Below are 14231 nucleotides of genomic sequence, written 5' to 3'. Positions count from 1 at the left end.
TCCCACAGGGATCGGTATAGGCGGCTAATTTATTGTGATTTTTCCTGTTTTATGTCCCCCTGATTTTGGCGATCTGTCATGCGGCTGATTTCAGGGGAAGGATTCCGAGCGCGTCACGGAGTTTGTCATCAGAGAAGTCGTATTCGCCGAGCATGTTGATGTGTGCCCAGGCCATTGGGGCGTGTGCGGCGATGACGCGTTTGAGTTCCTTCCTGGCTTCCTCGTCCGGTGCCGTTTGGAGTTGGTGAGCGAGGTAGAGATAATTCCAGCAGATGATGGAGTTCTTGATCAGCCGGTTGCAGGCTTCGGCGATCTCCTGTTCTTCCTTTTCGGCTTGGGTGAACTCGCGGGGATTGCCGACGGCGACGGCGCGGGTGAAGCGGTTGGCGAGTTCGACCTTGTTCAACTGGCGTTCGATGGCCTGACGCAGGGGAAGGTCATCGACATAGCGCAGGATGAACAGCGATTTGATGATCTGTCCGAAGGCCTTCAGAGTCTGATAGAGCGCATGTTGGCGGGAATAGGAATTGAGTCGCCGGAAGATGTCGGACGCGGTGTTTTCCTTGAGTTTGATGGTGGCGACGAGGCGCAGAAGCGCATCCCAGTTCTCGCGGATCAGGGTCTCATTGATGGTTTTGTCCGGGGCGATGATCCAATCATGATCCCTTGGCCGGTCCGGCTTGAAGATGTAGAGGGTCTGTTTTCCAATACCTTTGATCCGTGGGGCGAAGGAAAAGCCCAGCAGATGCGTCATCCCAAAGATGGCTTCATTATAGCCGTGGCTGTCGGTGGAATGAATGTTGCTCTTGACGACGTCATTGCACATGAGGCCGTCGATCACGAACGCGCTTTCCCGGTCGGCAGCGCTGATCATAAGGGAATGCCAGAGGATGTGGCGTTCATCGGCGAATGTGTAGGCGCTGACGCCTTGCCCCTGGCCAAAATACTTAAACGACCGGCTGGCAGCGAGGCTTTCGCCGCGCACCTCGAACTTTTGTCCATCACTGGCGGTATGCAGCTTGTCCGCCTCGTTTCGATAGATATTGGGCAGGTCCATCTCATCCATGGCTTTGACCACAGCGTCGTTCGCGGCGCGGATATTGTCGAGAGAAAACCGCCAATTGACGACATGTTCCAGTTCGCCCTCGGTCACGCGAGACGAGATCCTTGCCATTTTGCGAACGCCGATTCCACATCCAAGGCCCATGATCCCGGCCAGGAGTGCGGGGCGGGGTACAGCCTGACGGATGTGGGTCTGCTGCCAGTGTTCGAAAGCGCCGAGCATCCCGCAGTGATTATTGATCGTCTCAAGTACTTGTGCCAGTGGTACATCGTGCCGTTGAGGGAACAGTTCATTGGTTGGGCTGATGCCATCAGCCCCGGCTGCCGGGGTAGCGATGTGGAAGGTGCCATCGGCACGTAGCTTCAAGTGTGGATTGGCAGCAGCATTGGCGTTCGTACGCTGATATTGTTGTGTCAGCGCCTTCCGGAGGGTTGCCAGAACGGGTTCCGGGTCGGCAAACTCGGCCAATCCGGCCCGTTCCAACAGCTCCGGCTTCTCTCGCCTCCACCTGTCCGGATCAATCAGATAGGCGTCCATGGGGCGGTATTTATAGGACTGCGAGAGGTTGAGATCGCCGGATTTGATGGCGGCGGCAACATGCTGGAACAGAAAGACCTTGTAGAGCGAGGTTCGGAATGTTCCGTCACTGCGGATCAGTACTGCCCGCTCGTCTGTGTTGAGGAATTCCGTTGGCGCCCCTAGCCCGACCACGCCATCGTTGTGTTTGAACCGGTCGATGGCGGTGATGAGACTGGCGGCCCGGTTGTTCCGGTCGAACATGATCGCGCGAAGGATGGGACTAAGGCGATTTTGTAGTCGCAAGGACCCTGCCTCAAGCACATCGAACCAGCTTTCATCCCGCGCGGTTGCGGAAAGATCATCCTTCAGCTGCTCGAATGCGCTGAACCGACCTTTATCCAGCAAGGCTCGGATTGTGCTGACTTTCTGGGTGTCCGATATTCCATCCGCCTTGGTCACGCCGCGAATGTCGCGCAACAGGCCAAACACAGATGTGTCCAGGTCATTGATGACAGACTTGATCTGCTTTTGTTGTGCTGACCGGTTCTCCAGCAGCCAATCATTGTGATCGCGCGTCGCCTTTGCGTGAAAGGTCGCCGTGACGCTGAGCCAGAGATCGATCAGGTTGTCGTGCGTGCGGTAAAGCTGATGGGCAACAAAAGCAGCGGCATGGATACGCCGGTCATTGTCTGCGCGTTGCTTGAGCTGAAACAACCGTGAGCGCTGAACGCTGCCCGCGAAATATCGAATGCCGGCAGCCCCCAAATCGAGCGCCGATAGAGGGTCGGAAAGCTGGCCATGCAAATCGGCGAGCGTCTCAAAGTCAGTGATGGCTTCCTTAATCTTCGTCGGTCTTGCCGACTGCGACAGCTTCTTCAACAGGGTCAGGCGATACCGGTTCTGATCGTCTGGGGTCGTGAAGAGTTCGTCCAGCAAGGCGCGCGCGTCATCGGTGAGATGTGCATTCATCAGCGCGATGAGTTCTACTTTGCGGATCTGCAATCCGGATCGGATCAACTCAAGCAAAACACCCGATCTGGGAACCTGGATGCGCCGCTGGATCAAATAATCCACGCATCGATCAAAGATCAGGTGCGGCTTCAGATATGTTCGCGCCATCGTCGCAATCTCGGCGATCAGGTCTTTCCTGGCTTTCCGCCCGAATGGCATGAAGCCATAGAAATCCAGAATGAGATTACGATGGCGCGCGCGGGTCTGTTTGGGGTAGGCTGCTGGCGAGAACTCCGATCCTGTGAGCCCGGGAAGCTTTGCTGCCGCCTCAATATCCGGGGCGTGAAAATCGCGAGGATCGTAGAACGTCTTCGCCGCTTTGAAGTAAGCGCACATCACCAGAAAGCCGATCTGGCTGGCGGGTGAACGCAACTTGGTTGCGATGTCCAACAAGGGTTTTGGCAAATCGAAACATCGTTTGCGCTCGCGGAAGTCGAATACCGGCGGCTTGTCAAACGCCTTTTGCTCGGAGGATGACAGGATTTGCATTCGGGGCATGAGGCTCTCCGTCATAGTGGTGTCCGGGAAACGGTCGTTTGACGGCCCCGTGTTTTGTTGTCCGGCAATATGGCTTGACAACGGAATGTCGGACAAGATGATTGACGGATGGAAAAACGGACAAAGACTGCAGAATTAGTTGCGCCGATCGGATACGCGCGCATCTCAACGGCCGATCAATCGCTGGCCCCACAGGTTGACGCTCTGAAGGCTGCCGGTTGCGCCGAAATATTTGAAGACTGTGTATCTGGAGCCAAAACGGATCGGCCTGGACTAAATGAAGCGCTCGATCACCTACGTTCCGGCGACACTCTGATTGTCTGGAAGCTCGACCGTCTCGGGCGCAGCATGAGCCACCTGATTGATACGGTTCGCGATCTTGACCAGCGCGGCGTCGGATTCAGATCTCTGACTGAAGGCATCGACACGACAACGAGCGGGGGCACACTCGTCTTTCATTTGTTCGGTGCCCTTGCCCAGTTCGAACGCGACCTCATCCGAGAGAGAACGCGCGCTGGCCTGAGTGCCGCTGCCGCGCGCGGAAGAAAAGGCGGACGCAAGGCTGTCGTCACTCCTGAAAAACTGGCGCGGGCGAAAATGCTGATCGAAAAAGGCCTGACGGTTCGAGAGGCCGCGGCCCGCATCAAAGTTGGCAAAACCGCACTTTATGACGCGATCAAGTAGGAAACCTCACGAACCACGCCAGACTGATCCGTCGCCCCCCAAATTCAAAGGGACCGAAAACACGAACATTCCTATGGGACCTCACGTACCTTTATGCCGATAGACCCGATAGGCCCGGACGAAATAGGCATCGCTGTGCGGCAGGTCCATGACGAAGAAGTGCGCCTTCTGCTCGACACCGCCGATGACGACAACCGCTTCGCCAAAATCGGCCTGAGCATGGCCCGGCGGATGAGCCAGCGGCACAAACATCTCCCGGGTCCGCCGCTCGCGATCACGCACGTAATCCTTGACGATCGTATAGCCTCCGGTGAAGCCGTGCTCGGCCTGAAGCCGTTCCCATATCCGCTTGGCCGTATGACGCTGCTTGCGATGCACGACCTTGTCGGCTTCAAGCCAGGCGTCAATGAACTCGGTGAACCCGTCCAGCTTCGGCCGCCTGATCGGCTTGTCCCGCCGGTAGCCAGGCGGCACCGAAAAGGCCAACATCTTATCAACCGTCCCACGCGAAATGTTGAAATGCTTCGCCGCCGCCCGCGCGCTCATGCCCTCGGAACACGCCAAGCGAACCTTCTTGTAAAGTTCCACGGTATAGATCTCCCCGCCCTCCCTGCCGATGCAAGAAGGGAAAAGTGGCAGGATTTTACTCCGCCCGCAGCGAGACTATCCCGCCGCTACCATGGCCTAATTTTGCACCGCCGTTTCCAGATGGCCTCTGAATGACGGCACCTCACAATCATATGACGGATCCAGGCATGGCTGCCCGGATGAATCGATTGATCGCCAATCTGGACTCGGCCATCGAAGCCGATGACCTGTCGCGGATCGCCGGTGCAGACCACGCCCTGCGCAACGAAGTGATCGCGCTTATCGGCGGCACCGACCTGATGCAGGGCGACGCCTCCGAGCGGGTGGTCGTGCTCAATGATGCGCTGCTGGCCGTCCGACGGGCCATCGACGTGCTGTTGGACCGATCTGCCAAGCAGGCGGTGCAGAAAAAGGCGAAACTGATCTATCTGAACACCGAACGCGCCCGGAAACGGCCGGTATGATCGGCCAGACCGCATCGCGATGCAGCACATGCAGCAGGCTGCGCTGGTTTCTGACCTGTGCCGGGGCGGTGATTGTAGCCTTGTATCTGCAGCCCGACTGGGCGGTGCGGATCAGCGGACTTGTCCCGTCACCGATCGCCATCGGCTTGGGTATCTGCGGGCTTGGCAGCGTCGGCTTCGGGGTTGGTCTCTGGCGCATGCGCCGCGCACAGGACAGCTGATCCGGCTCAGGCGCGCCGGACCTCTCTGAGCGTCTGCGGTGCCGCGCTTGGCCCCGGCTTGAGATAGGTCTCCAGCGTCGCCGCGCTCAGGGGTTTCTGCTCGACACAATCCATCCCGGCCTGCGTCATGTCCCTGACAATCTCCTGATCGACATAAGCCGTCAGCCCGCAAATGAAGCATTCCCTGTCACGGAACCGGCTGCGGATGATCCGCGTGGTTTCCAAACCGTTCAGATCAGGCATGTTGCGGTCGATAAAGATCAGTTTCGGCCAGCTGTCCTGCGACGCCTTCAGGATGCGCAGGGCACCGGTTCCACCTGAGGCGGTCAGAACCTTATAGCCATAGGCCGTGAGCCGCGCGGACAGAATCTGAAGATTGACCATGTCATCATCGACAACAAGGATCGTATCACCGGGAACAAGCGTCGGGGTCTCTGGCGCCGGTGCCGCATCGTCCGGAACCACCTGCGCCACTGCGCCGTCGGCAAAGGGCAGCGTGACGGTGAACGTGGTGCCTTTGCCAAGCTCGGTGGCGAAATCGATGGTGCCCTTGCGGATCTCGACAGCCCGCTTGACCAGCGCCAATCCGACACCGACCCCTGACTGGATCTCCATCTCGGCGGCGGTGGTGACAAAAGCATCATAGATGCGCGGACGCAGCGCTTCGGAAATCCCGGTTCCGGTATCCCGGACCTGCAATTGGAGCGACCGGCTGTCCTCGAGCACAACGATGGAAAACAGCACCTCATCCCCGGCCTTTGTATGCTTGAGCGCATTCGACACCAGGTTGGTCATGATCAGGAACACGTCGGTCGCATCGACCGGCACCGAGGTTTGGCTGTTGCCGGTGACGGTCCCGTTCAGGTGAACCTGATGATGTTCTGCGATCAGAGCGTGCTGGCGCATCAGCCGATCAATCAGTTCTGCGGGACGGAAATGCACGATCTCACGCTTGCTGCCCCGGCTCAGACTGAGAATGGAACTGTACTGCAGAAGCGCATCCTTTGCCGCCTCTTCAATCATCGTGACATAGGGGTCGGCCTCGGCACCAAGCTTGCCGAAACTGCGTAGATTTTCCGCGATAGACACCAGTTTCGACAGCGGCGCGCGCATCTCGTGCGACATCAGGCGGTTGAATTCGTCCATCGCCTTGTTGGCCATGTCGAGTTCGGAATTGAGTTTCTTGACCTCGGCAAAACGCTGCGATTCCGTCAGGTCGCGCACAGTCAGGAAAAATTCCGGACAACTCTCCGACTCGTTCGATGTCAAAGTGATAGAGACAGGAATATCGCGATGCGCGCCCCGAAGCGTTGCATCGAATTTCGACGGTGTGATCCTGGACAGATCGACCCGAGAGGTTTCGGGATCGATGACCTGGGCCTCAACTGATTCTGCCGAGATCAGATCCAGAAACGTTCTTTGGCATATGGTGCAGGCGGTCCGCGTACACTCCGCACAAGTCTCCGTTGCAATGCCGGTCAGGCGCTGCAGGGCCGCATTGGCATGTACGAACTCTCCACTCCGGTTCAGGATGGCATTGCCGTCCTGCGCCGTCTTGAAAAACGCCTCGAAACGATCCCCCATCTGGCGCTTGTGATAGGCTTGCAGTGCTGCGCCCTCTTCGGATTGGCTGGCCATGGTAAAGGTGGCCATCCTTTTGCTTTGCCGGATCTTGACCAGCAGCAAGCACGCATCCGAGGCCGTGGTGATCCGGCGGATATTGGCCAACTCACGGCCCTTTGGCCCCATGAAGGAAAACGGCAGCGGCGTACTCTGATGCAATCCCGCCTTAAGCATGGCTTGCCCCACATCGCTCTCGAAATAAAGTGATAGCGCGCCAGAAACATCCAACTGATGCATGGCATGATTTTCGAAAAGGCAGGCGCCGTTTTCGTCGATCATCATGAACGGTGCAGAAGCATCGCGAATGAAATCACAAATGATCTGAATATGCTCGGAGCCCTGTGTCATACGAGAGCGAAATATCTTTTCCCGGGTGCTTCGGGCTGATTGAGGTAAACAACAACGCGGCAGCATGTATCTCCCGCAGCAATGGATTTCTGGATTTCGACATTCGCCTGCCCGGCCACCTGAGAGCTGATCGTTCCGAATACCGACGAAGTCATCATGCAAAGCGATCGACGACCAAGCGCCTTTTCTCCGAATGGGCATCGGGAATTAACCAGGGTGATTTTTCCATCTTCGATGGATTCAACTGAAAACCCTCCATCGATATGTGTCTTGAGATCGACCAGAACCTCGGCGATTTTCTCAGCCGGCAGGTCCGACAATCCGGCATCGGAACAATAGGCGGCATACAGATCCTGCCCCATTTCCGAGCCGACAAGGGCAAGATATCCCTCGGCATCAGCGTAACCGACAACGCGCTCAAGCGCGCTTGTCAGGCTTGCGATCATTTCCCGGTAAAACCCGGTTTGATTGAGTTCGTGCGTCCAATGTGACGGCATAGACCATCTCGCGTTGTTGCGTGCGCAAACCTCTCTGATGTGGGAACTGGTAACCGATTTACCGATGATCCGGCGGTACTGTTATGGTGCCGGATACAACTACGATATTCGGAAATTCCCAGAGAGTCTTGTGCAAAATATCCTAAAGGTTGCAGGCAGGACCGTGATGCAGGCTCGTCGTATTGCCTGATCTTCTTTCCCCGATGCGTTGTTTAAATTCCGGTCCAGCCGAGTTCCCCGGGGGCGGGGGAGTTTCGACTGGACCGGGCCGCGCCCCCACGAGTGTGGCGTGCGACATGCTGGCAGCGGAGGTGGCTCCGGTGATGCTCATGGTAGGGTCCGTCCTCAGGCGGCGGCGCGAAGCGGCAGGCTGGGCTCGGCGCCGGTCAGCAGCATGATGTGCTCGGCTCCGATCTCCATGCCTTCGGCCAGCACCAGCGCCCGCTGCATGACGTTTTCCAACTCGCGCACATTGCCCGGCCAGTCATGCGCCATCAGCACGGCAGACGCCGCCTCCGACAAAAGCTTGACCGGCTGGCCCGCGCCGTGACGCCGCAGCATCGCGCGCGCCAGAACCGGGATGTCCCGAGGGCGCGCTGCAAGCGGCAGTGTCTGCAGCGGGAACACGTTCAGACGGTAGAACAAATCCTCGCGGAACGTCCCCTTGGCCACTTCAGACGCCATGTGACGGTTCGAGGTCGCGATGACGCGGATATCCACAGGGGTCTCGGTCTGGCTGCCCAGAGGGGTCACCACCTTTTCCTGCAGCACCCGTAGCAGCTTGGCCTGCAGGCCCAGGGGAAGTTCGGAAATCTCGTCGAGCAGCAGCGTGCCGCCGCAGGCCGCCCGGATATAGCCCTTGTTCGGTGCGGTGGCCCCGGTAAAGGCCCCCTTCTCGTAGCCGAACAGGATCGCCTCCAGCATGCTTTCGGGAATGGCCGCGCAATTGATCGCGATGAACGGCTTGCCCGCCCGCGGCGAGGCATCATGAATAAAGCGCGACAGCACTTCCTTGCCGCTGCCCGTGGGGCCGTTGATGAACACGCTCACATCGAACCGCGCCACACGGCGCGCCATCGCCACCAGCGCTGCGGTCGAGGGATCAGCCGCCACCATCGCCCCAAAGGGGGCTGCCAGCAGATCGGCCAGCGCCAACAGCGCAGCGGTCTCACCGCAGGCAGGAAGGTCCACATGCAGAATACGGCCGCCCAATGTCTCGATCACGTCCCAGGTCTCGGCCTGCTGCCGGACCACCACAACCCGCTTTGCGCCCAGCTTGCGCGCCAGCTCTACCAATGCGGCCTGATCGGTCCCGGGACCACCCTGAACCAGCGTGTGACAGGTCGGACGGAACCCCAGACTGACCTCCAGACCCCGCTCAGAAAGCGCTGTATGAAGTGCTTCGGTAGCCTCGAAACGCGGCGCGGTGATGCAGATATCGGCCATGGGTAACCCTCTTCTTTTCTTAGCAAATTCACCCAAGCATGGATCGTGCCATCCGGCCAAAGACACCCAAGGGGCGCCCAAAACATCGATAACCGATCTCCGCAAACAGGCAGGTCTCAAATCCAAACGCCAATTGTCAGAAAACCGACGCTCACACCCCTTTCCTAGACGTCACATGTCGAACTGTCGTCGGGCCAAGCGGATCATCAAAGCTCTCTTAAGACGGAGCGAACGAGATTTTTCGCCGAACCGATCAAAGGAGATAAAATCTTATCAAAAGTGTGCAAAGCACGGCCCTGCATCCTGCCAAAACCGTGTCATGGCAGGGAAATGAACTAAAGTTTCCTGTGGCGGATCAGCCTTTTACGACCCTGTCGATCCGGCGCATCACCGAGAGCAGCCCTTCAAGCTGACCGATGGGCACCATGTTGGGGCCGTCGCAGGGCGCGTTGTCCGGATCATCATGGGTCTCGATGAACACGGCTGCACAGCCCACCGCCACGGCAGCCCGCGCCAAGGGCGGCACGAATTCACGTTGTCCACCCGAGGATGTCCCTTGCCCGCCGGGCAGTTGCACCGAATGGGTGGCGTCGAACACCACCGGGTAGCCGGTCTGCGCCATGATCGGCAGCGACCGCATGTCCGAGACCAGCATGTTGTAGCCGAAACTCGCACCGCGTTCGCAAAGCATAATGCGGGTGTTGCCGGTGCTGGCAATCTTGGCAGCAACGTTCTCCATCTCCCAGGGGGCGAGGAACTGGCCCTTCTTGACGTTGATCGCGGCACCGGTTTCACCGGCGGCCAGCAGCAGGTCGGTCTGGCGCGACAGGAAGGCGGGAATTTGCAGCACATCGACCGCTTGTGCCACGGGGGCGCATTGGTCGGACCCGTGCACGTCGGTCAGGACCGGCACGCCGAATTCGTCGCGGATCTTGGACAGGATCGTCAGGCCTTCGTCCATGCCCAGACCGCGCTTGCCTGACAGGGACGAACGGTTGGCCTTGTCATAGCTCGACTTGAAGATCCATGGCGTGTCTGTCGCCTGGGCAGCAGCCGCGATACGGGTCGCCATCATGCGCGCATGATCCAGGCTTTCAAGCTGGCACGGACCCGCGATAAGCGCAAACGGGGCAGTGTTGGAAACGGATATCTCGCCGATCTGGACGGTTTTCATGCGATCCCCTCGCGTTTCAGGACGGTTTCAATGCGGTCCACATCGACCGGGTTGTTCAACTCCCAAAACACCCGCCCCCGACCTTCGACCGGGACGCAGGTGATGGGTGTGCCGTTTTCGAGAAACCTGAGTTGCTCCAGCCCCTCGGCGCGTTCCAACGGGCCTTCCTCCCAGCCCGCATAGGCACGCAGGGCTGCAGCTGTGTAGGCATAGACCCCGACATGGTGCCAGACCTCGGGCGGGTTCTGCAGATCGCCTACGTAAGGCAGCACTTCTTTGGAGAAGTAGAGCGCGGTGCGGTCACTTCGCATGACAGCGGTGGTGCCGCCCACCCGGCCCTGCTGGCGGTCAGTGACGAAATTGGTCAGTGTCTCGGCATCGCATTTGACGACAGGCGTGGCCATCTGTGTGGTCCCGTTCATCGCACCAATGAGCGCCTCAACAAACCATGCGGGCGTCAGCGGCGCATCGCCCTGCAGGTTAATCACCACATCGGGGTCATGGTCCAACTGAGCCAGCCCTTCGGCACAGCGTTCCGACCCGTTGCGGGCCTCGGGGGAGGTCATCAGCACCTCTGCCCCAAACCCGGTGGCGGCATCAGCGATGCGGGTGTCATCGGTCAGCACGTAGACATTGGTTACGCCTGACACGGCCTGCGCCGCTTCCCATGCGCGCTGGATCAAGGTCTTTTTCTCGCCGGTCGCTCCGGTCAGTTCCACCAGCGGTTTGCCGGGATAGCGGGTCGAGGCGTAGCGGGCGGGGATGAAGACGACAACGCTCATGCAACACCTGCCCGCAGAAGATCATGGATGTGGATGAGGCCCACCAGACGGCCCGCATCAGTCACCATCAGCGCGCCGATCTTGTGCGTGTTCATCAGGGCCAAAGCCTCGGTCAGTAGTGCATCGGGGGCGATGGAGCGCGGGTTGTGTGTGGCGACCTCACCCGCGCTGCGCCCCGTCAGACCGTCGAGATTGCGCCGCAGATCCCCATCGGTGATGACGCCTTTCAGCGCCCCGTCAACCACCACGGCGGCGACGCCAAAACCCTTGGCACTCATCACCACCAAGGTCTCACCCATCGGTGTGTCGGGGCTGACCACAGGCAGGGCGTCATCCCGGTGCATGATCGCTGAAACCCGCAGCAGCTGTGCCCCCAGCGTGCCTCCGGGGTGGAAGGCGGCGTAGTGTTCGCGGTCAAAGCCGCGGTGACGCATCAGTGCCACGGCCAGCGCATCGCCAAGCGCCATGGTGAGCGTGGTCGAGGTGGTGGGTGCCATGCCGATGGCGCAGGCCTCGGGCGCGTCGGGCAGTTGCAAGACGTGCTCCGCAGCGCGGGCCAGCGTGCTGTCGGCGCGTTTGGTCACTGCAATGAGCGGGATGTCGAAGCGGGTGCAATAGGTGATCATGTCAGCCAGTTCGCGGGTCTCACCCGAGTTGGAGATCAGGATCACCACGTCATTGCGGGTGATCATGCCCAGATCGCCGTGCGACGCCTCGCCCGGATGCACCGCCTGTGCGGGCGTGCCGGTGGAGGCGAGCGTGGCCGCAATCTTGTTCGCCACATGGCCGGATTTGCCCATGCCCGACACGATCACCCGACCTTGAAGGGCCAGAATGCGGGACACCACAGCATCGAAATCAGCAGGCAATTCGGCGGCCAGCCGGGTCAGGGCGGCAGACTCGATGGCCAGCACGGTGCGCGCGATCTCGGAAGGGGTGTCGGTCATGGGAGCCTGCGGATTTGTCTGAGCGCGGTGATAGCGGGTGGGAGAGCCGGTGTCCAACGCGGGACAAGGCTTTTCGAAAAGCCTTACACGGGCCTTCGAAGGCCCATTCAAGCGGTTTCGAAACCGCTTCGGGCTCACACCTGCCGGGCACCACCATGGGGAATGGCCTCTTTGGCCCCACCCCAGATGTTCCAGCGTGACCGCATCAGCGTAATCGCCGCCGCATCCAGCTCCACCCGGCCCTTTTCCGCGACCCTGTGACGGTAGAGCGCGTCCTGCTGGTCTGCGGCGGTGGTCTTGGGTTCATATTGATCGGCCGCCAGCCAGATGCCGATGCCACTCCGGGCCAGTGCCCCCGACAGCCAGACATCGTCGACATGAAACGCATCCGCCGGGATGTCGAAGACCAGATCGTCAAAGAACTCGGGGCGCACCACCACGCCGCCATAGCCTTCGAACACATCGGCAAAGCCGGATTGCCCGATGATCCGGCGTGGCGGTTTCTGCGCCAAAGACACCTTGCTCTGTCCCGACAACATCTGCTTCAGACGCGCCCCCCGATAGGCCATGTCCCATGTCCGCGACCGGCGCTGATGACGGGGATGAACAAACGCATGGCGCGCACTCAGTCCGGCGATATCCCAACCGGCCAACGCCACCGCGCGATCCGGGTACCGGGCTGCCTCGGCCAGCAATCCCGCCGCCCAGCCGGGGCGATAATCGCGGTCATCATCGCAAAAAAGCAGTCGCACATCCTGACCTCGGTAGCGCTTGGCAGCACAGAGCACTTTGGTCGCGGGGCCGTAATCTGTTTCGCAACGGTGAATGGTAACACCTGCGGGCACGCTGGGCAGCGTGCCGTCCCAATCCGGGAACCGCCGGTAGCTTTGGGGCAGATACAGTTCAACGCCCTCTATCCCCGCCTGCGCCACAAGCGCCTCGAGTGTCGGGCCGATCAGCCCGAACCGGGGCGGAATAGACGAGAGGGTAATCAGGGTCATGTAAAAGGGCACTTCGAAACCGGGCGTGGTCTCAATAGGGGCAAGCCGGGATCCGTGCAAGCGACAGTGGCAAAGCCACGCCCATCACCCCGGACTGCCCGCCCTGTTACACCGCCTTGAGATGCCGGATCTTGGCAGGACGACTCGGGGCAACCAGGGCCGCCGCCGTTTCAACCCCGTGGAACAGCGCCTTGGCGCGATCCTCGTCTTTGTCACCCAGAAATCCGAACCATTTCGACAGGATCACCGACAGATCCGCATCTTTGACCGACGTATGGGTGCGGCGCATCATGGGATCATTGATGTTGAACGGGTAGCCTTCATGGCCGTCAATCTTGATCGACAAAGACCCCATCCCGGCATTGTCAACGACGGCCGGAAAGCGCTTGAGCATCGCTGCCGGGCCGAAGGAAAAGATCGTCCGGTCCCCCTGTACGCGGATCGCGGTGCCCACCGGGTGGAACGGCAGGTTGCCGCGGTAGACATGGGTGGCCTCATCCTCGGCATATGACGTCACCACAAGGCCGGTGGCGCGCGAATAGGCGATCGGCACCATATCCCCCAACCGCTGCATGTAGCGCCGCAGCTCCCGCACGTAATCGGCGGATAGGCAGTCGTCATCGTCGATGCGGAACTGCACCAGCGGGCGCGAGAGGAAGGAGTTGAGCCGCTTGATCTCGGGCATCAGCGCCTCGTGCACGGTGGTTTCGTCCGACACGATCAGCAACAGCCGCGCGTCGCTCTCACAGAGAGCGCGCAGACGCTTGAGATATTTGCCCGGCATGATGTCGGAGGTCAGGACGATCAGCACGAAATTGGGATCCTTCTGCGCCTTGAGCGACGGCAACAGGAAGGTTTCGAACAGGTGAAACCGCAGTGCCATGCGCGCGTCATCATAAAGCCGTTCGGCCTGCTCAAGGCGCAGCAGGTCAATATCGGTATCCGCATCGATAGCGGAATAGGCTGCCCAGTCGCCATTGCCACAAAAGGAAAACCGGCAGATGCCGATCACGGGTTCCAGAAGGTAATTCACTGCAGGCCTCATCTGTTATTTGTTTTTTCCAGAATACCGGAGTTTGAGGCGTTTTTGCGAAGGGAACCCGTCAGGACCGGGCCTTTCTCTGGGCATCGACATAGGCGCGCAGGACGGAATGCATGCGGGTCAGGTGACCTTTTGGGCCTTGGACTTCGACACAGTCGATGATGTCGGGGGCGACATGCAGCTTGACGGGCTGTTTGAAGCCCGTTGACACCCGACCCTTATCAAAGCGGTCCTTCGAAAGGCATGCCTGAAGGTTTTGTACATGCACAGTGAAGTCTCACCTTCATAACTTGGAAATTCTCGTTACCCGCCCATTAACCTTA

At 59.6% G+C, this 14231-nt stretch carries 13 protein-coding genes and 1 pseudogene; 3 read left to right on the top strand and 11 right to left on the bottom strand.

What is annotated here, in order from left to right:
• Nucleotides 1–76 precede the first annotated feature (76 nt).
• Complete coding sequence (locus ACK3EW_RS24255; RefSeq protein ID WP_493809913.1) at nucleotides 77–3091, bottom strand: Tn3 family transposase; 3015 nt, start codon at nucleotides 3089–3091, stop codon at nucleotides 77–79.
• A 108-nt stretch (nucleotides 3092–3199) separates the two neighbouring features.
• Here ACK3EW_RS24255 and ACK3EW_RS24250 point away from each other — a divergent pair, with 108 nt between their 5' ends.
• Nucleotides 3200–3775: a recombinase family protein gene (locus tag ACK3EW_RS24250; RefSeq protein ID WP_493809912.1), complete on the top strand. Its 576-nt coding sequence runs from the start codon at nucleotides 3200–3202 to the stop codon at nucleotides 3773–3775.
• Nucleotides 3776–3883: 108 nt separating this feature from the next.
• Here ACK3EW_RS24250 and ACK3EW_RS24245 read toward each other — a convergent pair.
• Nucleotides 3884–4363 (bottom strand): annotated as a pseudogene (locus ACK3EW_RS24245) (IS21 family transposase); the annotation flags it as partial.
• Nucleotides 4364–4530: 167 nt separating this feature from the next.
• Between ACK3EW_RS24245 and ACK3EW_RS24240 the strand changes: the two are divergent.
• Complete coding sequence (locus ACK3EW_RS24240) at nucleotides 4531–4827, top strand: hypothetical protein (RefSeq protein ID WP_493809941.1); 297 nt, start codon at nucleotides 4531–4533, stop codon at nucleotides 4825–4827.
• Nucleotides 4824–5048: a hypothetical protein gene (locus ACK3EW_RS24235; RefSeq protein ID WP_493809940.1), complete on the top strand. Its 225-nt coding sequence runs from the start codon at nucleotides 4824–4826 to the stop codon at nucleotides 5046–5048. The genes ACK3EW_RS24240 and ACK3EW_RS24235 overlap by 4 nt, the downstream gene beginning before the upstream one ends.
• A gap of 6 nt (nucleotides 5049–5054) precedes the next feature.
• On the opposite strand, the gene ACK3EW_RS24230 is transcribed toward ACK3EW_RS24235, so the two are convergent.
• The 9 genes from ACK3EW_RS24230 to ACK3EW_RS24190 form a co-directional block, all read right to left on the bottom strand.
• Nucleotides 5055–7019, bottom strand: a complete 1965-nt coding sequence (locus ACK3EW_RS24230) for an ATP-binding response regulator (RefSeq protein ID WP_493809939.1) — start codon at nucleotides 7017–7019, stop codon at nucleotides 5055–5057.
• On the bottom strand, nucleotides 7016–7516 hold the full coding sequence (locus tag ACK3EW_RS24225) for a methanogen output domain 1-containing protein (protein ID WP_493809938.1): 501 nt from the start codon (nucleotides 7514–7516) through the stop codon (nucleotides 7016–7018). The genes ACK3EW_RS24230 and ACK3EW_RS24225 overlap by 4 nt, the downstream gene beginning before the upstream one ends.
• Nucleotides 7517–7861: 345 nt before the next feature.
• Nucleotides 7862–8962 carry a sigma-54 interaction domain-containing protein gene (locus ACK3EW_RS24220; RefSeq protein ID WP_493809937.1) on the bottom strand — a complete coding sequence of 367 codons (1101 nt, stop codon included), beginning with the start codon at nucleotides 8960–8962 and terminating at the stop codon, nucleotides 7862–7864.
• Between the two features lie 355 nt (nucleotides 8963–9317).
• On the bottom strand, nucleotides 9318–10136 hold the full coding sequence (gene kdsA, locus ACK3EW_RS24215; protein WP_493809936.1) for a 3-deoxy-8-phosphooctulonate synthase: 819 nt from the start codon (nucleotides 10134–10136) through the stop codon (nucleotides 9318–9320).
• A complete protein-coding gene (locus ACK3EW_RS24210; protein ID WP_493809935.1) occupies nucleotides 10133–10918 on the bottom strand; it encodes a 3-deoxy-manno-octulosonate cytidylyltransferase in 786 nt (261 codons plus the stop codon). The genes kdsA and ACK3EW_RS24210 overlap by 4 nt, the downstream gene beginning before the upstream one ends.
• Nucleotides 10915–11865, bottom strand: a complete 951-nt coding sequence (locus ACK3EW_RS24205; protein ID WP_493809934.1) for a KpsF/GutQ family sugar-phosphate isomerase — start codon at nucleotides 11863–11865, stop codon at nucleotides 10915–10917. Before ACK3EW_RS24205 ends, ACK3EW_RS24210 begins: the two co-directional genes overlap by 4 nt.
• A gap of 134 nt (nucleotides 11866–11999) precedes the next feature.
• The gene (locus tag ACK3EW_RS24200) at nucleotides 12000–12866 is read right to left on the bottom strand and encodes a glycosyltransferase family 2 protein (RefSeq protein WP_493809933.1); all 867 of its coding nucleotides are present in this window, start codon (nucleotides 12864–12866) and stop codon (nucleotides 12000–12002) included.
• Nucleotides 12867–12972: 106 nt separating this feature from the next.
• The gene (locus ACK3EW_RS24195) at nucleotides 12973–13899 is read right to left on the bottom strand and encodes a glycosyltransferase (protein ID WP_493809932.1); all 927 of its coding nucleotides are present in this window, start codon (nucleotides 13897–13899) and stop codon (nucleotides 12973–12975) included.
• 70 nt (nucleotides 13900–13969) lie between these two features.
• Nucleotides 13970–14119, bottom strand: coding sequence for a hypothetical protein (locus ACK3EW_RS24190; protein WP_493809931.1), 150 nt, complete (start codon nucleotides 14117–14119; stop codon nucleotides 13970–13972).
• Nucleotides 14120–14231 lie beyond the last annotated feature (112 nt).

It is taken from the genome of Marivita sp. NO-S04, assembly GCF_059070475.1.
Note: the sequence above shows the minus strand (reverse complement) of the source record. Positions and strands in the feature narration are given on the sequence as shown.